Here is a 19,604-nt window from a genome sequence, read left to right on the forward strand (position 1 = left end):
TCGATCATTCGATCGAAGCCCCTCCAGTTATTTCTTAACAACCTAACTCGTTGAATTTCAAGGAGTTTGTCGTTCCGATGTCGCTGGAAGTGGGGCGCATTATAAGGGGATTCGAAATCCCGTCAACCTTTAATTTCAAGAAACTTTAATATCGCTGAAAAACAAAGCGGGGAGGCCTGCCGGCCTCCCCGCCTGATCTCATTCGTTACAAGCTAGGGAATGCAAACTGCGATGCCTCATGGCTGGCACGCTGCGGCCAACGCTGCGTGATCGCCTTGCGACGGGTATAGAAGCGCACACCATCCGGGCCATAGGCATGCAGGTCACCGAACAGCGAACGCTTCCAGCCACCGAAGCTGTGGTAGGCAACCGGTACCGGCAGCGGCACGTTGACACCCACCATGCCTACTTCGATCTCGTCACAGAACAAGCGCGCCGCTTCACCGTCACGGGTAAAGATGCAGGTACCGTTGCCATACTCATGATCGTTGATCAGCTGCATGGCCTGCTCCAGGCTGTTCACGCGCACCACGCACAGCACCGGGCCGAAGATCTCTTCTTTATAGATGCGCATCTGCGGGGTTACATGGTCGAACAGTGTGCCACCCACGAAGTAGCCATCTTCATTACCTGCCACACGCAAGCCCCGGCCATCCACCACCAGCTTGGCGCCTGCAGCAACACCATCGTCAATGTAGCCAATAACCTTGTCACGGGACGCAGCAGTCACCAGCGGGCCCATGTCCAGGCCGCACGAAGTGCCAGCGCCAATCTTCAGCGCCTTGATCTGCGGCTCCAGCTTGGCGATCAGTGCATCGGCAACCTGATCACCCACGCACACCGCCACCGAGATAGCCATGCAACGCTCGCCGCACGAACCGTAGGCTGCGCCCATTAGCGCGCTGACCGCGTTGTCCAGGTCGGCATCAGGCATCAGCACCGCGTGGTTCTTCGCACCACCCAGCGCCTGCACGCGCTTGCCACGCTTGGTGCCTTCTGCATAGATGTACTCGGCAATCGGGGTCGAACCGACAAAGCTCAGGGCCTTTACTTCCGGCGCTTCGATCAGCGCGTCCACCGCTTCCTTGTCACCGTGCACCACGTTGAGGATGCCCTTCGGCAGGCCAGCCTCCAGCAGAAGCTGGGCGATGAACAGGGTGGAGCTCGGGTCACGCTCGGATGGCTTGAGGATGAAGGCGTTACCGCAAGCGATGGCCAGCGGGTACATCCAAAGCGGCACCATGGCCGGGAAGTTGAACGGCGTGATGCCAGCGACCACGCCCAACGGCTGGAAGTCGGACCAGGCGTCGATGTTCGGGCCGACGTTGCGGCTGTACTCGCCCTTCAGCACTTCCGGCGCTGCGCAGGCGAACTCGACGTTCTCGATGCCGCGCTTCAGCTCACCGGCAGCGTCTTCCAAGGTCTTGCCGTGCTCTTCGCTGATCATTTGCGAGATACGGGCTTCGTTCTGCTCCAGCAGTTGCTTGAAGCGGAACATCACTTGGGCGCGCTTTGCCGGTGGGGTATTGCGCCAGGCCGGGAAGGCGGCCTTGGCCGAATCGATGGCTTCCTGCACGGTCGCGCGGCTGGCCAGTTCGACCTTGCGTACCGCCTGGCCGGTGGACGGGTTGAAGACATCGGCGGTGCGCTCACCCTTGGAAACCAGTTCGCCGTGGATCAGGTGCTGAACAATGCTCATGCAAAACTCCAGATAAAGAAGGCTGATGCAGGCACGTGATAGGTTCACGCGCCCTACGTCAAAAGCGGAAAGATCAGTCGATCTGGTTCAGGGCTTCACCGACCGCGTCGAACAGGCGGTCCAGTTCCTGCGGCTGGGTATTGAAGGTTGGGCCGAACTGCAGGGTGTCGCCACCGAAGCGCACATAGAAGCCGGCCTGCCACAGTTTCATCGCCGCTTCGTAAGGACGTACGATGGCATCACCGTCGCGGGCAGCGATCTGGATCGCGCCGGCCAGGCCATAGTTACGAATGTCGACGATATTCTTGGTGCCCTTGACACCATGCAGCAGCTTCTCGAAGTGCGGCGCCAGTTCGGCAGCCGACTGCACCAGGCTTTCCTTCTGCAACAGGTCGAGCGCGGCGAGACCGGCGGCGCAGGCTACTGGGTGAGCCGAATAGGTGTAGCCGTGGGGGAATTCCACCGCATACTCCGGGGTCGGCTGGTTCATGAAGGTCTGGTAGATCTCGCTGGTGGCGATGACCGCCCCCATCGGGATGGCACCGTTGGTGACCTGCTTGGCGATGCACATCAGGTCAGGGGTAACCCCAAAGGCTTCGGAACCGGTCATGGCCCCCATACGGCCGAAGCCGGTAATCACTTCGTCGAAGATGAGCAGGATGTTGTGCTGGGTGCAGATTTCACGCAGACGCTTCAAGTATCCCTTCGGCGGCGGCAGTACACCGGCGGAGCCGGCCAGCGGCTCGACGATCACCGCGGCAATGTTCGAGGCATCGTGCAACTCGATCAGCTTGAGCATTTCATCTGCCAGGGCGATACCGCCCTCTTCCGGCATGCCTTTGGAGAAAGCGTTCACCGGCAGCACGGTGTGAGGCAGGTGGTCGACGTCCAACAGCTGGCCGAACATCTTGCGGTTGCCGTTGACGCCACCCAGGCTGGTACCGGCAATGTTTACCCCGTGGTAACCACGGGCACGGCCGATGATCTTGGTCTTGGTGGCCTGGCCTTTCAAGCGCCAGTAGGCACGCACCATCTTCAGCGCGGTGTCGCAGCACTCGGAACCGGAGTTGGTATAGAAGACGTGATTCAGATCACCCGGGGTCAGCTCGGCGATTTTCTCCGCCAGCTGGAACGACAGCGGGTGTCCGAACTGGAACGCCGGGGAGTAATCGAGCGTGCCGAGCTGGCGTGCGACCGCTTCAGTGATTTCCTTGCGGGTATGCCCGGCGCCACAGGTCCACAGGCCAGAGAGGGCGTCGAAAATCTTGCGTCCCTTGTCATCGACCAGGTAGTTGCCTTGGGCCGCCACGATCAACCGCGGGTCGCGGTGGAAGTTACGGTTGGCGGTATAGGGCATCCAGTGGGCATCCAGCTTCAGCTGGCTGGCGATACCGGCGGAAGCGGTTTCGGGCATGTTCATCGGCGGTTCCTCGGAAGACGATTAGGCAACGATGGATGTTGTTGCAGCTAAATTCGCACGGGGATAAAGTCTGAAAAAGCCTACATTTCTAATCTTCAGGTAGCGCAAGACTAAACTTATGAGCCGACGCCCCGACCCTCTCGCACAAGTCAGCGATTTCGACATCCGCCTGCTGAAAATCTACCGCAGCGTTGTTGAATGCGGCGGTTTTTCGGCTGCGGAGAATGTGCTGGGCATTGGCCGCTCGGCTATCAGCCAGCAGATGAACGACCTCGAACAACGCCTGGGTTTGCGCCTGTGCCAGCGCGGTCGTGCCGGTTTCTCGTTGACCGAAGAAGGCCGCGAGGTCTATCACTCGGCGCTGCAGTTGCTCAGTGCGCTGGAAACCTTCCGTACCGAGGTCAACGGCCTGCACCAGCACTTGCGCGGCGAGCTCAACATTGGCCTGACCGACAACCTGGTCACCCTGCCGCACATGCGCATCACCCACGCCCTGGCCGAGCTCAAGGACCGCGGTCCGGATGTGCGCATCCAGATCCGCATGATCGCCCCCAGCCAGGTCGAGCAAGGGGTACTGGACGGCAGCCTGCACGTCGGAGTCGTTCCGCAGACCAGCCCGCTATCCGGTCTGGAATACCAACCGCTGTACAGCGAACGCTCTCAGCTCTACTGCGCGGTTGGCCATCCGTTGTTCTACGCCGACAATCAGCAGATCGACGATGATCGTCTCAACAGCCAGGAAGCGATCGCGCCGACGTTCCGACTGCCCGCCGAAATCCAGGCGCATTACCAGGCGCTCAATTGCACCGCCAGTGCCTCAGACCGCGAAGGCATGGCATTCCTGATCCTCACCGGGCGCTACATCGGCTACCTGCCCGACCATTACGCGACCTTCTGGGTCCAGCAAGGTCGCCTGCGTGCACTCAAGCCGGCGCAACGCTTTTACGACCTTAGCCTGAGCTGGGTTACCCGCAAGGGGCGGCGACCGAACCTGGTACTGGAAAGCTTCCTGGAAAGCCTGGCTGCGACACGCTGATGCCTGCTTCTGACGCTAAGGCTTGTCACGCCAGCACAGGCAGGTAATCTTGTCCGACATTCGTTGCCACAGACCTGTCCGGAATCGTCCATGACCCTAGAAGTCCCTGCGCATCGCCTCGCCGCCTCGGGCAAGCCCGCCGGCCGCATCCGCCAGAAGAACGAACAGGCCATCATCCAGGCCGCCGAAGACGAATTCGCCCGCCATGGGTTCAAAGGCACCAGCATGAACACCATCGCGCTGAAGGCAGGCTTGCCCAAGGCCAACCTGCATTACTACTTTACCAACAAGCTCGGCCTGTACATCGCCGTGCTGAGCAACATCATCGAGCTGTGGGACAGCACCTTCAATGCCCTGAGCGTCGAGGACGACCCGGCTGAAGCGCTGAGCCAGTACATCCGGACCAAGATGGAGTTCTCCCGGCGCAACCCGCAGGCCTCGCGCATCTTCGCGATGGAAGTGATCAGCGGTGGCACCTGCCTGACCGAGTACTTCAGCGCCGACTACCGCGAATGGTTCCGCGGCCGGGCCGCCGTATTCCAGGCCTGGATGGAAGCCGGCAAGATGGACCAGGTCGACCCGGTGCACCTGATCTTCCTGCTCTGGGGCAGCACCCAGCACTATGCCGACTTCGCCACCCAGATCTGCCAGGTCACCGGCCGCAGCCGGCTGACCAAGCAAGACATGGAAGATGCCAGCAACAACCTTATCCACATCATTCTCAAGGGGTGCGGCATAAAGCCGAGTGCCTGACGTTCATCTATGCCTTCTACCCTGCTCGACCTCTGCGAATTTCGCGAGGAAATCCGCAAGAGCCGCTTCATCACCCTCGCTGGCCCGATCAACAGTGCCGCCGAGGCGATGAGCTTCATCGAACGCCACAGCGACCTGACCGCCACCCACAACTGCTGGGCGTGGAAAATCGGCGGGCAATACCGCAGCAATGACGACGGCGAGCCGGGCGGTACCGCCGGACGACCCATCCTGGCGGCCATCGAAGCACAGGACTGCGACCAGGTGGTGGTGCTGGTGATCCGCTGGTACGGCGGCATACAGCTGGGCACTGGCGGACTTGCGCGTGCCTATGGCGGTGGCGCCAACAAGTGCCTGCAGCAAGCGCCCAAGCGCCTGCTGGTTCAGCGCAGCGAATACACCTGCAGTTGTACCTTCAGCGAATTGGCCCTGGTGAAGCTGCGCCTGGCCGATGTGGATGGCCTGGTGCTGGACGAGCAATTCACCGCCAATGGCGTCGATCTGCAGATTGCCGTGGGTGAAGCTCACTTTTCCACATTGCAACAGCAACTGGCCGACTTGAGCCGCGGCCGGATCATCCTCGAAGCGTGCTGAGGTTTGCCCACAACTACTGTGGGCTGGCCTGTGGATAAGCTTGGGGCACTCCGTTACAGCCCAATAAAAGCAAGGCCTTCAGAGCATTGATCATATTTTGATCACCATTTGATGACAGCCCTAAGCGCTTGACGCTTGGTGACTTATCCCCAGTGTGTCAGACGTATTACACAGCCCCTGACGTTGCGCTTGCTCACATTTACTGTGGATCATGCTGTGGATAACCCGTTAACCAACGGGCAAAGTCCCCGCTCGCTCACGCCCACAACCCATTGATCATTTTTTGTGCAGAATTCAGAAACGGCAGACGCGGGCCGTCTGCATTATGCTCAAAGCCCTTCACTTCAACCGAACAAGGAGCGCTCACATGGCTAGCTCAAGAACCGCCCTCATCATCGGCGCATCCCGAGGCCTTGGCCTGGGCTTGGTACAACGCCTGCAGGAAGATGGCTGGAACATCACTGCGACCGTGCGCAACCCACAACAGCCGGGCGCCCTTGCCGGTGTGCCCGGCGTGCGCATCGAACAGCTTGAAATGAACGACACCGCCCAACTCGACGGGCTCAAGCAGCGCTTGCAAGGTGAAGTGTTCGACCTGGTGTTCGTCAATGCCGGCGTCATGGGCCCCTTGCCACAAGACCTGGAAACCGTAGATACCCAGGCCATTGGCGACCTGTTCATGACCAACGCCGTGGCCCCGATCCGCGTCGCCCGACGCCTGGCCGGCCAAGTGCGCGAAGGCAGCGGGGTGTTGGCATTCATGAGCTCGATCCTGGGCAGCGTGACCATTCCCGACGGTGGCGAGATCTGCCTGTACAAGGCCAGCAAGGCCGCGCTCAATTCGATGATCAACAGCTTCGTGGTCGAACTGCAGCGCCCCGACCTGTGCGTGCTGGCCATGCACCCGGGCTGGGTAAGGACCGATATGGGTGGCGAAAACGCCGAAATCGACGTGCTCACCAGCACCCGTGGCATGCTCGACCAGATAAATGCACAAAGTGGCCACGGTGGCCTGCGCTTCATCAACTACAAAGGCGAATCACTCACCTGGTGAAGTGAATACCGACCGGCCGGGCGCAATGCCCGGCCAGGCCCTGTAGAATGGCGGCAACCGTACCTGATTCGAGACATCCCTCCTATGTATGACTGGCTCAATGCCCTGCCCAAGGCAGAACTGCACCTGCACCTTGAAGGTTCACTGGAACCTGAACTGCTGTTCGCCCTGGCCGAGCGCAACAAGATCGCCCTGCCGTGGAACGACGTGGAAGCCCTGCGCAGCGCCTACGCCTTCAACAACCTGCAGGAATTCCTCGACCTGTATTACCAAGGCGCGGACGTGCTGCGCACCGAGCAGGACTTCTACGACCTGACCTGGGCCTACCTGCAGCGCTGCAAGGCGCAGAATGTGATCCACACCGAACCGTTCTTTGATCCGCAGACCCACACCGACCGCGGCATCCCGTTCGAAGTCGTGCTCAATGGCATCAACCAGGCCCTGAAGGACGGCCGCGAGCAACTGGGCATCAGCAGCGGCCTGATCCTCAGCTTCCTGCGCCACCTCAGCGAAGACGAAGCGCAGAAGACCCTCGACCAGGCCCTGCCCTTCCGTGACGCCTTCATTGCCGTCGGCCTGGACAGCTCGGAAATGGGCCACCCGCCGAGCAAGTTCCAGCGCGTGTTCGACCGTGCCCGCAGCGAAGGCTTCGTGGCCGTGGCCCACGCTGGCGAGGAAGGCCCACCCGAGTACATCTGGGAAGCCCTCGACCTGCTGCAGATCAAGCGCATCGACCACGGCGTACGCGCCATCGAAGACGAACGCCTGATGCAACGCATCATCGACGAGCAGATTCCGCTCACCGTCTGCCCGCTGTCGAACACCAAGCTTTGCGTGTTCGACCACATGAGCCAGCACAACATCCTCGACATGCTCGAGCGTGGCGTGAAGGTGACGGTGAACTCGGACGACCCGGCCTACTTCGGCGGTTACGTCACCGAGAACTTCCATGCCCTGCACACTCACTTGGGCATGACCGAAGACCAGGCCCGCCGCCTGGCGCAGAACAGCCTGGATGCTCGCCTGGTCTGACGCCGTCAGCCGACCTGCAAGGTGGTCACGCGGGCTATGCGGTTGATCTGCTGCACACCTTCGGCAGAAATCTGCAATACCCGCGTGCCTTCAGGCTCGCGAATCCAGCCGGACTGCAGAAACAGTTTAAGCAATGCCTGACCAAGGCTGCCGCCCAGGTGCGGCCCTTGGTCGCTCCACTCAGTGCAATGGCAGATCACGCAGCCGCGCTGCTGCCGTGTCGCCAGTGCATCTATGTAGACTCCTATGGCAGCCAGCTGGGTGCGCCCCTCCTCGCTGACCATCAGCTGCCGATCACTCCCTTCCAGCCAGCCCGCCACCACCAGCCGGTGATACAACTCGCCCGCAAGCTCCCCACCCAGGTGATCACCACAGCGACGCGCCCTGCGCATTGACATCGGCAACTGCAGCACCTCCGTGCGCGATCTCTTTTCCGACACCAGCTGGACGCTGGCCAGCGCTTCGACAGCAACGCCCACCTGAGGTGTCGCGAGCCTGAAGTAACGCTTGCGCCCACGTGCCTCGAGCCTGAGCAGGCCGGCCGAAGACAGCAACGAAAGGTGGGCACAGGCCGACGACGCAGTCAGCCCGGCCATCATCGCCAGTTCATCGGTCGGCCGCGGTGTGCCATCGATTAGCGCCCACAACATCGCGCTACGCTTGGGGTCGGCCATCAGGCCGGCAATCTGACTGATACTGCTGACTGCATTCATGTCCCTGTATCTCCCCGCATGATCACGTCTGGTTTCCAGAGGCTAGCCCCCATGAAAGCTGCCCAGCCGCCAGTATAAGCCGCACCCGCGCCCCTCCCGGCAGCCCCGCGCATGCTGCGGCAGGCTCAAACGGCACTGGGTACGGCAACCCTCGAAGGCGCCAACACGGTGTTGAAAATCAACTCAACGTGAAGAAGGAAGGAAAATACAGGGCATGAGGAAGAGTCACCCCGAGCGAGCAACGACTCGACTGACAGCGCGCTTCCTCAAATAGCTCAAATGAAAGCGAAGCTTCCACAGCAATTCAGGTATTACCCCGGGAAACGTCAGACAAGCCATTGGGAAAGTACCCTGACCGCCAGTCAGAACACCGGGCACCCAGTGTCCGCAGCGCTACACTTGAGCCGCTCCCCCCTCAATCGGAGGTATGCCGCGATGAAGATTGTCGTCAGTGCGTCGAACCGCAACCCCAACTGCCCTTGGCAGGTGAGGCTCGACCAGCATGTGGTGAGTTTCCGCAGCGAGGCCGAAGCACGGGCCTTCGTCGCGACCTTGGAAACCCGCCTGCAGGCACCTCACCCACTCATGCTGGACGCCTGGCCTGCAAACGCTGGGTCAACAGCGCGACACTGACCACCAGTGCACCGCACAGGCTGATCACCAAGGTCATGGGCACTGCAGTGCCGTCATGCAGCACACCGACCAGCGACGCCGCACCGGCCGCGACGCTGAACTGCACGCAGCCCATCAGCGCAGACGCGCTGCCCGCACGCGCGCCCTGGCCACTCATGGCGCAGGCCGAGGCGTTGGGGATGATGCAACCCAGGCTGGCAATACAGACGAACAGCGGCACCAGCAATGGCCACAACTGCGCTGGGCGCAGGGCGGCGACCGCCAGTAGTGCCAGGCCTGCGGCGAGGTACAGCCAGACTGCGCGCACCAGCAAGAATGCCGGGCCGCGCTTGGCCAGCAGGCGCGCATTGACCTGGGCCACGAGAATGAAACCCGCCGCGTTGGTACCGAACAGCCAGCCATAGTGTTCTGCGGGCACGCCATAGAGCTTGATGAATACGAAAGGCGAACCGGCGATGTAGGCAAACATCCCGGCAATGGCGATACCGCCAGTCAAGGCGTGGCCAATGAACACACGATCGGCCAACAAGCGCAGGTATTGGCGCAATGCACCTGACAGCGGCTGGCGCGGCATATGCGCCGGCAGGCTCTCTGGCAATCCCAGGCTGACCGCCAGCAGGCTGGCAGCGCTGAACAGGCTCAGCGCCAGGAAGATCGACTGCCAACCGGCCACGTTCACCAGGACTCCGCCCAGCATCGGCGCAAGGATCGGTGCCAGGCCCATTACCAGCATCAACTGCGAGAACACCTTGGCCGAAGCCACCGGGTCGCACTTGTCACTGACAATGGCCCGCGACAGCACCATGCCGGCGCAACCGCCCAATGCCTGGACAAAGCGCGCCACAATCAAGGTGTCGAGGTTAGGTGCGTAGGCACAACCCAGCGAGGCCAAGGTGAACAGCGCCACGCCGAACAGCAACGGCTTGCGTCGACCAAAACGGTCCGCCACCGGCCCGTAGGCCAGCTGGCCGATCGACAGGCCGAGGAAATAGGCCGCCAGGGTGGCCTGTATGTGTTTTTCATCGGTGGCGAACGCCTGCGCCATGGCCGGGAAGGCGGGCAGGTAAAAATCGATCGCCAAGGGCCCGAACGCACTCAATGCGCCCAGAATCAGCACCATTCGCAGGTTCATCAGGAATCCATAGCAGGCTAAGCAAGCCGCTAAGTCTACCTGCAGTGGCCACCCTCAGCATGAAAACATTTGAAACAAAAACTGGGCCGCAGTGCGACCCATCGGTTCAGGCCACCTCGGCCTGGTAACCTTCTTCACGAATGGCGGCCACCACCTGCTCGGCAGCCAGCGCGCTTTGCACATGCACTTTCTTGCCCGCCAGATCGACTTCCACCACGGCTTGAGCATCCTGCTCCTGTACCGCGCGAGTCACTGCTTTGACACAGTGGCCACAGGTCATGCCTTGAACGTTGAACACTTGCATGGGTACTGCCTCCTTCAGGGGTTTTGCGCAGTTTCAAGCTTGCCATCGGGGCAAGGTCAAGTTCTGCGCGCAACGGCCGGGCTGGAAATCCGCGCAGTCCTCAGCCAAGCTGCGCCTTTGACGATTTGTGCAAGCAGGAGATTCATCATGTTCAGGACAGCAGTGGGCGTTGTCGGGCTGTTGGCCGCACTGGCCGCCGTGCCGCCGGCCAGCGCCGAGGGCAACTCGGACTACAGCGTACTGATCATTTCCCGGGAACGCCTGGAAGTGGCCACCAGCTGCGAAATCGGCGTGTACCTCAACGATCAGCTCTCCGGCCGCGTGTTCCAGGAACAGTCCACGTCCTTCAACCTGCCGCCCGGCCCGGTCGACGTGCGCCTGCGCCTGCTGCCCGGACAGATGCCTGGCTGTGCCCCCGGCATCGAGGACCAACGCAGCACGCGACTCAACCTGCAAGCGGGCCAGATCAGCAAGTACCGCATCGCCATGGGCCACAATGGCCTTGAGCTGAAGCGAGCCAACCTGGGCTATTGACCTTCCCTGCGTGGCAAGGTTGATGCTGATGCTGAAGCCCTGCCAAGGAGGAGAGCCATGCCCGCATCTACCACATTCGACCTGCCGATCTCCGGCATGACCTGCGCCAGCTGTGCTGGCCGTGTCGAGCGCGCCCTGCGCAAGGTCAGCGGCGCTGATCAGGTCAGCGTCAACCTCGCCACCGAACTCGCCAGGGTCCAGGCCCCCGCCGACAGCCTGCCAGCCCTGGTCGAGGCCGTGCGCGGCGCTGGCTATGGCGTGCCGACCCGGACTGTGGAATTGCAGATCGGCGGCATGACCTGCGCCAGCTGCGTCGGCCGTGTCGAGCGCGCGCTTGGCAAGTTGCCGGGGGTTGAACAGGTCAGCGTCAACCTGGCCAGTGAGCGTGCTCACCTTGAAGTGCTGCAGGCGTTCGATGACGCACTGCTGATCGCCGCTGTCGAAAAAGCCGGCTACAGCGCCAACCTGCCGAACGCCGCCAAGGACGATCAGGAAAATGCCCAACGGCGCCTGCGCAACGAGCGCCTGGCCGTCGCTGCCGCGCTGTTGCTGGCGCTGCCCTTGGTGGTGCCAATGCTGGTGCAGCCATTCGGCCTGCACTGGATGCTCCCCGCCTGGGCGCAGTTCGCGCTGGCCACCCCGGTGCAGTTCATTCTTGGCGCACGCTTCTACAAAGCCGCCTACAAAGCCGTGCGCGCCGGCGCCGGCAACATGGACCTGCTGGTCGCCCTGGGCACCACCGCGGGCTATGGCCTGAGCCTGTATCAATGGGCCAAGGCACCGGCTGGCATGGCACCCCACCTTTATTTCGAGGCTTCGGCAGTGGTCATTGCCCTCGTACTGCTGGGCAAGTACCTCGAAAGCCGGGCCAAGCGCCAGACCGCCAGCGCCATCCGTGCCCTCGAAGCACTACGCCCAGAACGTGCCGTACGCGTGATCGACGGCCGCGAAGAGGACGTGGCGATCGCCCAGTTGCGCCTTGGCGACCTAGTACTGGTCAAACCTGGCGAGCGCTTCCCGGTCGACGGCGCAGTAGAAGAAGGCAGCAGCCACGCTGACGAAGCACTGATCAGCGGCGAGAGCCTGCCAGTACCCAAGCACCCCGGCGACAGCGTCACCGGCGGTGCCATCAACGGCGAAGGTCGGCTGCTGGTGCGTACCCAGGCGCTGGGCACCGAGACCGTGCTGGCCCGCATCATCCGCCTGGTCGAAGACGCACAAGCGGCCAAGGCGCCCATCCAGAAACTGGTCGACCGGGTCAGCCAGGTCTTTGTGCCCGCCGTGCTGGTGCTGGCCTTGCTCACCTTGTTTGGCTGGTGGCTGACCGGTGCGCCGCTGGAGACTGCGCTGATCAATGCCGTCGCCGTGCTGGTGATCGCCTGCCCCTGCGCCTTGGGCCTGGCCACGCCAGCGGCGATCATGGCCGGCACGGGTGTCGCCGCCCGCCACGGTATCCTGATCAAGGACGCCGAAGCGCTGGAGCGCGCCCATGCGGTCAATCGCGTGGTGTTCGACAAGACCGGCACCCTTACCTCCGGTAGCCCGCGCGTGGTCCACAGCCAGGCAGTGGCCGCTGACAGCGCCGACCTGCATCGCCTCGCCGGTGCGCTGCAGCGCGGCAGCGAACACCCATTGGCCAAGGCGGTGCTGGATGCCTGCGCCGAGCAAGGCCTGGAGGTACCCGCCGTCACAGACAGCCAATCACTTACCGGCCGCGGCATTGCCGGGCGCGTGGAAGGCCGCGAGCTGGCATTGGGCAACCGCCGCCTGCTCGACGAAAGCCATCTGCAACCCGGCGAACTGGCCGGCAAGGCTCAAGCCTGGGAAGCTGAAGGCCGCACCCTGTCGTGGCTCATCGAACGTGGCGCGGCGCCTCGCGTGCTCGGTCTGTTCGCCTTCGGTGACAGCCTGAAACCAGGCGCCGAGCAGGCCATCGCCGCCCTGCACGCCCGCCACATCAGCAGCCACCTGCTGACCGGCGACAACCGCGGCAGCGCCAAGGTGGTGGCCGATGCCCTCGGTATCGACGACGTGCACGCCGAAGTGTTGCCGGCTGACAAGGCCGCCACCGTGGCCGCTCTGAAAAAGGAGGGTGTGGTGGCGATGGTCGGCGACGGCATCAACGACGCCCCGGCCCTGGCCGCCGCCGACATCGGCATCGCCATGGGCGGTGGCACCGACGTGGCCATGCAGGCTGCCGGCATTACCCTGATGCGCGGCGACCCGCGGCTGGTGCCCGCCGCGCTGGAAATCAGCCGCAAGACCTACGCGAAAATCCGCCAGAATCTGTTCTGGGCCTTCATCTATAACCTGATCGGCATTCCCCTGGCCGCACTGGGCTATCTCAACCCGGTGCTGGCCGGCGCCGCCATGGCGCTGTCCAGCGTCAGCGTGGTCAGCAATGCCCTGTGGCTGAAGACTTGGAAACCCACCAGCCCCTCGCAGGAGGCCCGATGAACATTGGCCAGGCAGCCCGCCGCAGCGGGCTCAGCACCAAGATGATCCGCTATTACGAATCCATCGGCCTGCTCAAGCCGGCCACGCGCAGTGACAGCGGCTACCGTTTGTACCAGGCCGAAGACCTGCACAGCCTGGCCTTCATCAAACGCTCCCGTGACCTTGGATTTTCGCTGGATGAGGTGGGCAAGCTGTTGACCCTGTGGCAGGACCGCGGACGTGCCAGCGCCGACGTCAAGGCACTGGCCATGCAGCATATTGACGAGCTGAACCGACGCATCGAAGAACTGGTGAGTTTGCGTGACACGCTGGGTGATCTGGTTGCCCACTGCCAAGGGGACGACCGCCCCGATTGCCCGATTCTGAAAGACCTGGCCAATGGCGCAGGGTGCTGCCATTGAAATGCTTGTGGCGTGCTGGCATCAGCACGCCACATCACTTTGGTATGCCATATTAGCCTAAAGCCGACCGAATAGTCGCCAAATGCGACTTCGCCCAATAAACACGGGCGCTTCTGCTAAAAAAAACCCGGACGCTGCCGATGTAGTTACTACCTGCCTCGCGTGCCAAAAAATAAATTCCGGGAGCTTCGATGAACATCAAACAGAAACTGACCTGGGCGTTCGCGATCATCGCGGGCTTGCCTATCGTCCTCGTGGCCACCTTGGTGGTGATCAACCTGCGTGGCGAAGCCCGCGATGGCTTCCTCGACAGCAGCAGCCGGGAAATCCGCCAGGTCAGTAACGCGATGAACATCTTCTTCCAGGGCATCGACCAGAACGTCGCCTACCTGGCCTCGCAACCGATGGTGGCGGCAACCGGTAGCAACCTGAACAAGTTCATGAGCGCCTCCCCGTCCTACGAGCTGGGCGATCAGGACAAGCAACTGCTCGAATTCTTCACCCGCCTGGCCGAATCCCACCCTGGCTATGCCTATGTGTCCTACGGTGTGAGCGATGGCGGCTACGTTGGCTGGCCGGCCGGGCAGAAGTTCGTCAACTATGACCCGCGCCCCCGTCCGTGGTACCAACTGGCCATGGCCAACCCCGGCAAAACCGTGCGCACTGGCGCCTATTACTGGGCTGCCGACGATGCCGTGCTGGTCAGCACCGTGCGCGCGGTGGCCAACCAGCTTGGCAACCCGGGCGGTGTGGTCAACATCGACGTGTCGCTCAAGGGCCTGACCGAGATCATCAAGCAGATCAAGCTGGGCGAAAGCGGCTACCTGATGCTGGTGGAAAACAACGGCAACGTGATGGTCGATCCACGCGATGCCAGCCACAACTTCAAGCAGCTGGCCAGCTTCGGTGATGGCTATGCCGAACTGGCCAAGGCCGGCAAAGGCCTGGTCGAGGTCGAGATCAACGGTGAGCGCTACATGGCCAACGTCTACCCGGACGAGCAGTTGGGCTGGACCTTCATCGGCCTGACCCAGCAAGGCGAAGTGATGCAGACCACTACCCGCCTGACCTGGCTGATCGGCGCCATCGCGCTGGTGCTGGCGGCACTGTTCGCCGTGGTGGGTACAGCCTTCGCCAAACTCATCGTGCGCCCGATCAACAGCGTCACCAGCGGCCTGGAAGACATTGCCCAGGGCGAAGGCGACCTGACCCGGAACCTTGACGTGCGCGGGCGCGACGAAACCGCACAACTGGCCAACTGGTTCAACCAGTTCCTGGGCGCCATCCGCAGCCTGATCCAGCACATCGGCTCGGCCGCCAGCAAGATCCTCAGCACCTCCACCAGCTCCACCCGGGTTTCCGGCGACATGGCCGAGGCGGCCGGGCGCCAGCGTGAGGCCGTGGACATGGTCTCCACCGCCTTCCACGAAATGGTCGCCACGGCCAACGAAGTTGCCCGCTCCTGCAGCCAGGCCGCGCAATCGGCCGACAGCGGCCAGCAACAGGCGCGCGAAGGCCAGCAACAGATCGACGCGGCGGTCAGCAGCGTCGACCGCCTGAGCCAGGAGATCGAGCAGTCGGCCCAGTCAATCCAGCAACTGGAGCGTGACAGCAACGCCATCCAGTCTATCCTCGGCACCATCCGCTCGATTGCCGAGCAGACCAACCTGCTGGCTCTCAACGCAGCCATCGAAGCGGCCCGGGCCGGCGAACAAGGCCGTGGCTTTGCCGTGGTAGCCGACGAGGTACGCGCCCTGGCCAAGCGCACCGCCGACTCCACTGCCGAGATCGATGGTTTGCTGGGCAACCTGGCCAGCCGCACCGCCGAAGTGGCCGAGCAAATGCACGCCAGCCTGGAAGTGTCGCAACAGTCGGTCAGCCGCATCGGCTTGGCCCGTGACAGCTTCGGGCAGATTCGAGAGTCGGTGGACATCATCCGTGACATGAACACGCAGATCGCCACGGCGGCGGAAGAACAGCATCAGGTGGCCGAAGACATCAACCGCCATATCAGTCAGATTCACGGCGATGCGCAGTTGGTGGCCGAGCTGGCCCAGGCGGCGCGTCAGGACTCCGAGAGCCTGGCCGGGCTGTCCAATGAACTGGATTCGCTGGTGCGTCGCTTCCGCACCTGAGTACTCCTGCACTGCCCTCTTCGCGGGCACGCCCGCTCCCACAGGGATCTCACTGCCTTCAGGCTGTGTGCTGTCCCTGTAGGAGCGGGCGTGCCCGCGAAGAGGCCGGCGCAGGTAACATCAAAGCTTCAGTTCTCCGGGTGTCGACCCGAACAACTGCTTGAAGGCCGCAATGTAAGCCGAAGTCGAATCATAGCCACAGCCCAGCGCCGCCTCGGTCACACTCTCCCCCGCCTCCAGCAACGCCAGCGACGACAACAGCCGCATGCGCTGGCGCCAGTTGCGAAAACTCAACCCGGTCTCCCGCTGGAACAAGCGCATCAAGGTCTTTTCCGAACAGCCCAACTGCACCGCCCATTGCTGCAGGGTCTGCACCTGATCTGGCGCAGCGATCAGGCCATTGCACAGTGCCAGCAAGCCGGGATGGCGCGGCAGCGGCAGCGAGAACCCCACCTGGGGCAAGGTACGTAACTGATCGAGCAACACCGCCACCAGTCGCCCTTCGACGCTGTCGCCTTCCGTGTATTCAGCTGGCAACAAGCAGAACTGCTTGATCAGCTCCCGCGCCAACGGCGTCACTTCAAGCACCCGGCATTGCGCCGGCGCCCAAAGGCAGGCATCACGTCGGATATACAAGCTGCGCATTTCAGCTTGCCCGGAGGTCACCACTTCATGTTCAGCATCGGCCGGTATCCATACACCCCACTGCGGTGGGGCGAAGTAGCTGCCATCGTCGGTATACACCCCCAATACACCGCTGATGGCGTAGGAAAACTGCACCCAGTCGTGGCTGTGGCGAGTCGTCCAGGAGCCGGCGCCGAGACTTTCGGCGCGGGCATAGAGCGGCCTGGGCAACTGGTCCAGGGCAGGAATGGCGCGGGGATGTCCGATCGTCTGCATAGTGAATTCTTGTTGTTCTGAGCAGACAAGCCTAACAGAGATCGCTACCGCCCTTCGTTCAGCGCTCGACGATCACCGTGACCCCTTGCCCTCCCGCAGCGCAGATGGATATCAAGCCACGTCCTTTCCCCGCCTTGGCCAGCAACTTCGCCAGGTTGGCCAATATCCGCCCTCCGGTAGCCGCGAACGGGTGGCCTGCCGCCAACGAGCTGCCTTTGACGTTGAGCTTGCTGCGATCGATGGCACCCAGTGGTGCTTCAAGCCCCAGCTTGTCGCGACAATATTCGGCATCCTCCCATGCCTTGAGCGTGCACAACACTTGCGCCGCGAAGGCTTCGTGGACTTCGTAATAATCGAAGTCCTGCAAGGTCAGGCCATTGCGCGCCAGCAGGCGCGGCACGGCGTAGACCGGCGCCATCAGCAACCCTTCGCGCCCGGTGACGAAATCCACCGCAGCGGTTTCGCCATCGACCAGGTAGGCCAGCACCGGCAAGCCCTGCTCCTGTGCCCACTGTTCGCTGCCAAGCAGCACCAGCGAGGCACCATCGGTCAACGGCGTGGAATTACCCGGCGTCAACGTGCCCAGCCCGCTGCGGTCGAATGACGGCTTGAGCCTGGCCAGTTGCTCCAAGGTCAGATCAGTGCGCAGGTTGTTGTCACGGGTCAGGCCCAGGAAGGGTGTCAGCAGGTCATTCTGCCAGCCTTCGCTGTACGAGGCTGCCAGTTGCTGATGGCTGCGCAGCGCCAGCGCGTCTTGCTCGGCGCGGTCGATGCCCCAGGTTTGCGCCATGCGTTCGCAATGCTCGCCCATCGACAACCCGGTGCGGGGCTCGCCATTGCGCGGCAGTTCGGGTTTCAGGTGGCTGGGGCGCAATTGCAGGAACGGCTTGAGCCGCTCTGCCAATGTCTTGCCGCGGTTGGCCTGCAAGAGGATACGCCGCAGCCCCTCGTTGACGCCGATAGGGGCATCGGACGTGGTGTCCACGCCACCGGCGATGCCACAGTCGATCTGCCCGAGGGCAATCTTGTTGGCCACCAGCAGGGCGGCTTCCAGGCCCGTGCCGCAGGCCTGCTGGATGTCGTAGGCCGGCGTCTGTGGCGACAGGCGCGAGCCGAGCACGCATTCGCGGGTCAGGTTCATGTCCCGCGAGTGCTTAAGCACCGCCCCTGCCACCACTTCACCCAGGCACAACCCGTGCAGGCGATAGCGCTCGATCAAGCCTTCCAGGGCTACGGTCAGCATCGCCTGGTTGCTGGCGCTGGCGTAGGCGCCGTTGGAGCGGGCGAAGGGGATACGGTTGCCGCCCAGGATCGCGACCCGGCGAGTTGAACGCATGCGTGTGTTCCTCCTGAAACAAATTGATCCGTACAGCCTAGGTGTTTTTGCCGCATTCGAACGACCTTGCCATAAACTTGGTCCACACTTGCAAGCTTGCCTTCAGGGAGACCCGCACATGAGCGATCGCTATCTCGGCTTTGCCAACTCCAACCTCGGGCGCCGCCTGGTCGATGCCCTTGGCCTGCCGCGCCCGGCGCCGCTGGAGCGCTGGCAGGCCGGCCGCCTGCGCCCGGTAGAGGGCGCGCTGGTGCTGGGGGGCGGGCCACTGGCGAACCAGGTCGAGGCTATTGCCCCGCGCCTGACCGACGCGCTGTACAGCTTCAACGGCGACGGCCTGCAGGCGCCTGCCTGGGTTGCCGGCCTCGGGCCGAAGCTCAAGGCCGTAGTGTTCGACGCCAGCCATCTGTCCGACAGCGACCAGCTGAAGCAGTTGCGCGAATTCTTTCAGCCCCTGCTGCGTAGCCTCGCGCCTTGTGCCCATGTGGTGATCCTTGGGCGTGCGCCGGAATCCCTCGGAGACCCGCTGGCCAGCGTCGCCCAGCGCGCCCTTGAAGGCTTCAGCCGTTCGCTGGCCAAAGAGCTGCGCAATGGCGCAACAGCGCAGCTGCTGTATGTGGCAACGGGCGCGGACACTCAGCTCGAAGGTGCCTTGCGCTTCTTCCTGTCGCCCAAGAGTGCCTTTGTTTCCGGCCAGGTCCTGCGCCTGCAGGCCTGCGCGACCCCAGTCGAAGATTGGACCCGCCCGCTCGGTGGCCGTCGCGCCCTGGTCACCGGCGCCGCACGCGGAATTGGCGCCGCCATTGCCGAAACCCTGGCGCGTGATGGCGCCGAGGTGCTGCTGCTCGACGTACCCCAGGCCCAGCAGGAACTCGATGCCCTCGCCGCACGCCTCGGTGGCAAGGCCTTGGGCCTGGATATCTGCGCCAGCGACGCCCCGGCCAGGCTGTTCGAAGCATTACCCGAAGGCATCGACATCGTCGTGCACAACGCCGGCATCACCCGCGACAAGACCCTGGCCAACATGACCCCCGAATACTGGGACGCGGTGTTGGCAGTCAACCTCAAGGCTCCGCAGGTGCTGACCCAGGCCTTGTATGATGGCGGTGTCCTCGGCGACAACGCACGTATTACCCTGCTGGCGTCGGTCAGCGGCATTGCCGGCAACCGCGGCCAGGCCAACTATGCCGCGAGCAAGGCCGGCCTGATCGGCTTCGCCGAGGCCTGGGCGGCGAAGCTCGCCGAGCGCGGCGCCAGCATCAATGCCGTGGCGCCCGGGTTCATAGAAACGCACATGACCGCCGCCATGCCCATCGGCCTGCGCGAGGCCGGGCGACGCCTGAGTTCGCTGGGCCAGGGCGGGCACCCGCAGGATGTCGCCGAAGCCATCGCCTGGCTCAGCCAACCTGGCTCCGGGGCAGTGAACGGCCAGGTGCTGCGCGTCTGCGGCCAGGCCCTGATGGGGGCTTGA

At 63.0% G+C, this 19,604-nt stretch carries 18 protein-coding genes and 1 pseudogene; 12 read left to right on the forward strand and 7 right to left on the reverse strand.

What is annotated here, in order from left to right:
• Positions 1-205 precede the first annotated feature (205 nt).
• Positions 206-1,699: a CoA-acylating methylmalonate-semialdehyde dehydrogenase gene (locus APH28_RS14690; RefSeq protein ID WP_060510448.1), complete on the reverse strand. Its 1,494-nt coding sequence runs from the start codon at positions 1,697-1,699 to the stop codon at positions 206-208.
• A gap of 73 nt (positions 1,700-1,772) precedes the next feature.
• Complete coding sequence (locus APH28_RS14695) at positions 1,773-3,119, reverse strand: aspartate aminotransferase family protein (RefSeq protein WP_060510451.1); 1,347 nt, start codon at positions 3,117-3,119, stop codon at positions 1,773-1,775.
• Positions 3,120-3,237: 118 nt separating this feature from the next.
• Here APH28_RS14695 and APH28_RS14700 point away from each other — a divergent pair, with 118 nt between their 5' ends.
• From APH28_RS14700 to APH28_RS14720, 5 genes are all read left to right on the forward strand, one after another.
• On the forward strand, positions 3,238-4,155 hold the full coding sequence (locus APH28_RS14700; protein WP_054886800.1) for a LysR family transcriptional regulator: 918 nt from the start codon (positions 3,238-3,240) through the stop codon (positions 4,153-4,155).
• A gap of 90 nt (positions 4,156-4,245) precedes the next feature.
• Positions 4,246-4,908 carry a TetR/AcrR family transcriptional regulator gene (locus tag APH28_RS14705; protein ID WP_060510453.1) on the forward strand — a complete coding sequence of 221 codons (663 nt, stop codon included), beginning with the start codon at positions 4,246-4,248 and terminating at the stop codon, positions 4,906-4,908.
• 9 nt (positions 4,909-4,917) lie between these two features.
• Positions 4,918-5,502: a YigZ family protein gene (locus APH28_RS14710; protein WP_060510455.1), complete on the forward strand. Its 585-nt coding sequence runs from the start codon at positions 4,918-4,920 to the stop codon at positions 5,500-5,502.
• A 367-nt stretch (positions 5,503-5,869) separates the two neighbouring features.
• Positions 5,870-6,556 carry an SDR family oxidoreductase gene (locus APH28_RS14715; RefSeq protein ID WP_060510457.1) on the forward strand — a complete coding sequence of 229 codons (687 nt, stop codon included), beginning with the start codon at positions 5,870-5,872 and terminating at the stop codon, positions 6,554-6,556.
• Between the two features lie 84 nt (positions 6,557-6,640).
• On the forward strand, positions 6,641-7,588 hold the full coding sequence (locus tag APH28_RS14720) for an adenosine deaminase (RefSeq protein ID WP_060510459.1): 948 nt from the start codon (positions 6,641-6,643) through the stop codon (positions 7,586-7,588).
• A gap of 5 nt (positions 7,589-7,593) precedes the next feature.
• Here APH28_RS14720 and APH28_RS14725 read toward each other — a convergent pair whose 3' ends face one another.
• Complete coding sequence (locus APH28_RS14725) at positions 7,594-8,301, reverse strand: helix-turn-helix transcriptional regulator (RefSeq protein WP_060510461.1); 708 nt, start codon at positions 8,299-8,301, stop codon at positions 7,594-7,596.
• Between the two features lie 435 nt (positions 8,302-8,736).
• Here APH28_RS14725 and APH28_RS29180 point away from each other — a divergent pair, with 435 nt between their 5' ends.
• A complete protein-coding gene (locus tag APH28_RS29180) occupies positions 8,737-8,934 on the forward strand; it encodes a hypothetical protein (protein WP_082432304.1) in 198 nt (65 codons plus the stop codon).
• Here the strand turns inward: APH28_RS29180 and APH28_RS14730 are convergent.
• Both APH28_RS14730 and APH28_RS14735 read right to left on the reverse strand, forming a co-directional pair.
• On the reverse strand, positions 8,885-10,066 hold the full coding sequence (locus APH28_RS14730; RefSeq protein ID WP_060510463.1) for a multidrug effflux MFS transporter: 1,182 nt from the start codon (positions 10,064-10,066) through the stop codon (positions 8,885-8,887). The genes APH28_RS29180 and APH28_RS14730 overlap by 50 nt on opposite strands.
• Positions 10,067-10,172: 106 nt before the next feature.
• Entirely contained in the window at positions 10,173-10,370 is a 198-nt protein-coding gene (locus tag APH28_RS14735) for a heavy-metal-associated domain-containing protein (protein WP_060510465.1), read from the reverse strand.
• A gap of 147 nt (positions 10,371-10,517) precedes the next feature.
• On the opposite strand from APH28_RS14735, the gene APH28_RS14740 reads away from it, so the two are divergent.
• The 5 genes and pseudogenes from APH28_RS14740 (at position 10,518) to APH28_RS29515 (ending at position 15,897) form a co-directional block, all read left to right on the forward strand.
• Complete coding sequence (locus tag APH28_RS14740) at positions 10,518-10,904, forward strand: hypothetical protein (protein WP_060510467.1); 387 nt, start codon at positions 10,518-10,520, stop codon at positions 10,902-10,904.
• Positions 10,905-10,961: 57 nt separating this feature from the next.
• A complete protein-coding gene (locus APH28_RS14745; RefSeq protein WP_060510469.1) occupies positions 10,962-13,361 on the forward strand; it encodes a heavy metal translocating P-type ATPase in 2,400 nt (799 codons plus the stop codon).
• Entirely contained in the window at positions 13,358-13,762 is a 405-nt protein-coding gene (gene cueR, locus APH28_RS14750) for a Cu(I)-responsive transcriptional regulator (protein ID WP_060510470.1), read from the forward strand. Before APH28_RS14745 ends, cueR begins: the two co-directional genes overlap by 4 nt.
• 347 nt (positions 13,763-14,109) lie before the next feature.
• Positions 14,110-15,039: pseudogene (locus tag APH28_RS29510) on the forward strand (sensor histidine kinase); the annotation flags it as partial.
• Between the two features lie 129 nt (positions 15,040-15,168).
• Positions 15,169-15,897, forward strand: a complete 729-nt coding sequence (locus tag APH28_RS29515) for a methyl-accepting chemotaxis protein (RefSeq protein ID WP_371263088.1) — start codon at positions 15,169-15,171, stop codon at positions 15,895-15,897.
• Positions 15,898-16,017: 120 nt separating this feature from the next.
• On the opposite strand, the gene APH28_RS14760 is transcribed toward APH28_RS29515, so the two are convergent.
• Both APH28_RS14760 and APH28_RS14765 read right to left on the reverse strand, forming a co-directional pair.
• Positions 16,018-16,797, reverse strand: a complete 780-nt coding sequence (locus APH28_RS14760; protein WP_060510474.1) for a helix-turn-helix transcriptional regulator — start codon at positions 16,795-16,797, stop codon at positions 16,018-16,020.
• Positions 16,798-16,855: 58 nt separating this feature from the next.
• Complete coding sequence (locus APH28_RS14765; protein WP_060510476.1) at positions 16,856-18,133, reverse strand: acetyl-CoA C-acetyltransferase; 1,278 nt, start codon at positions 18,131-18,133, stop codon at positions 16,856-16,858.
• A 118-nt stretch (positions 18,134-18,251) separates the two neighbouring features.
• Between APH28_RS14765 and APH28_RS14770 the strand changes: the two genes are divergently transcribed.
• Positions 18,252-19,604, forward strand: a complete 1,353-nt coding sequence (locus APH28_RS14770) for a 3-oxoacyl-ACP reductase (RefSeq protein WP_060510478.1) — start codon at positions 18,252-18,254, stop codon at positions 19,602-19,604.

Source organism: Pseudomonas sp. NBRC 111124, from assembly GCF_001320245.1.
GTDB lineage: Bacteria > Pseudomonadota > Gammaproteobacteria > Pseudomonadales > Pseudomonadaceae > Aquipseudomonas.

Bases quoted from the DNA above. Each gene is read 5' to 3' on its own strand.
- APH28_RS14760 (WP_060510474.1), bottom strand. From the start codon at position 16,797: ATGCAGACGATCGGACATCCCCGCGCCATTCCTGCCCTGGACCAGTTG.
- APH28_RS14715 (WP_060510457.1), top strand. From the start codon at position 5,870: ATGGCTAGCTCAAGAACCGCCCTCATCATCGGCGCATCCCGAGGCCTT.
- APH28_RS14740 (WP_060510467.1), top strand. From the start codon at position 10,518: ATGTTCAGGACAGCAGTGGGCGTTGTCGGGCTGTTGGCCGCACTGGCC.
- APH28_RS14705 (WP_060510453.1), top strand. From the start codon at position 4,246: ATGACCCTAGAAGTCCCTGCGCATCGCCTCGCCGCCTCGGGCAAGCCC.
- cueR (WP_060510470.1), top strand. From the start codon at position 13,358: ATGAACATTGGCCAGGCAGCCCGCCGCAGCGGGCTCAGCACCAAGATG.
- APH28_RS14765 (WP_060510476.1), bottom strand. From the start codon at position 18,133: ATGCGTTCAACTCGCCGGGTCGCGATCCTGGGCGGCAACCGTATCCCC.
- APH28_RS29515 (WP_371263088.1), top strand. From the start codon at position 15,169: ATGGTCTCCACCGCCTTCCACGAAATGGTCGCCACGGCCAACGAAGTT.
- APH28_RS14730 (WP_060510463.1), bottom strand. From the start codon at position 10,066: ATGAACCTGCGAATGGTGCTGATTCTGGGCGCATTGAGTGCGTTCGGG.
- APH28_RS29180 (WP_082432304.1), top strand. From the start codon at position 8,737: ATGAAGATTGTCGTCAGTGCGTCGAACCGCAACCCCAACTGCCCTTGG.
- APH28_RS14690 (WP_060510448.1), bottom strand. From the start codon at position 1,699: ATGAGCATTGTTCAGCACCTGATCCACGGCGAACTGGTTTCCAAGGGT.
- APH28_RS14770 (WP_060510478.1), top strand. From the start codon at position 18,252: ATGAGCGATCGCTATCTCGGCTTTGCCAACTCCAACCTCGGGCGCCGC.
- APH28_RS14695 (WP_060510451.1), bottom strand. From the start codon at position 3,119: ATGAACATGCCCGAAACCGCTTCCGCCGGTATCGCCAGCCAGCTGAAG.
- APH28_RS14700 (WP_054886800.1), top strand. From the start codon at position 3,238: ATGAGCCGACGCCCCGACCCTCTCGCACAAGTCAGCGATTTCGACATC.
- APH28_RS14735 (WP_060510465.1), bottom strand. From the start codon at position 10,370: ATGCAAGTGTTCAACGTTCAAGGCATGACCTGTGGCCACTGTGTCAAA.
- APH28_RS14745 (WP_060510469.1), top strand. From the start codon at position 10,962: ATGCCCGCATCTACCACATTCGACCTGCCGATCTCCGGCATGACCTGC.
- APH28_RS14720 (WP_060510459.1), top strand. From the start codon at position 6,641: ATGTATGACTGGCTCAATGCCCTGCCCAAGGCAGAACTGCACCTGCAC.
- APH28_RS14725 (WP_060510461.1), bottom strand. From the start codon at position 8,301: ATGAATGCAGTCAGCAGTATCAGTCAGATTGCCGGCCTGATGGCCGAC.
- APH28_RS14710 (WP_060510455.1), top strand. From the start codon at position 4,918: ATGCCTTCTACCCTGCTCGACCTCTGCGAATTTCGCGAGGAAATCCGC.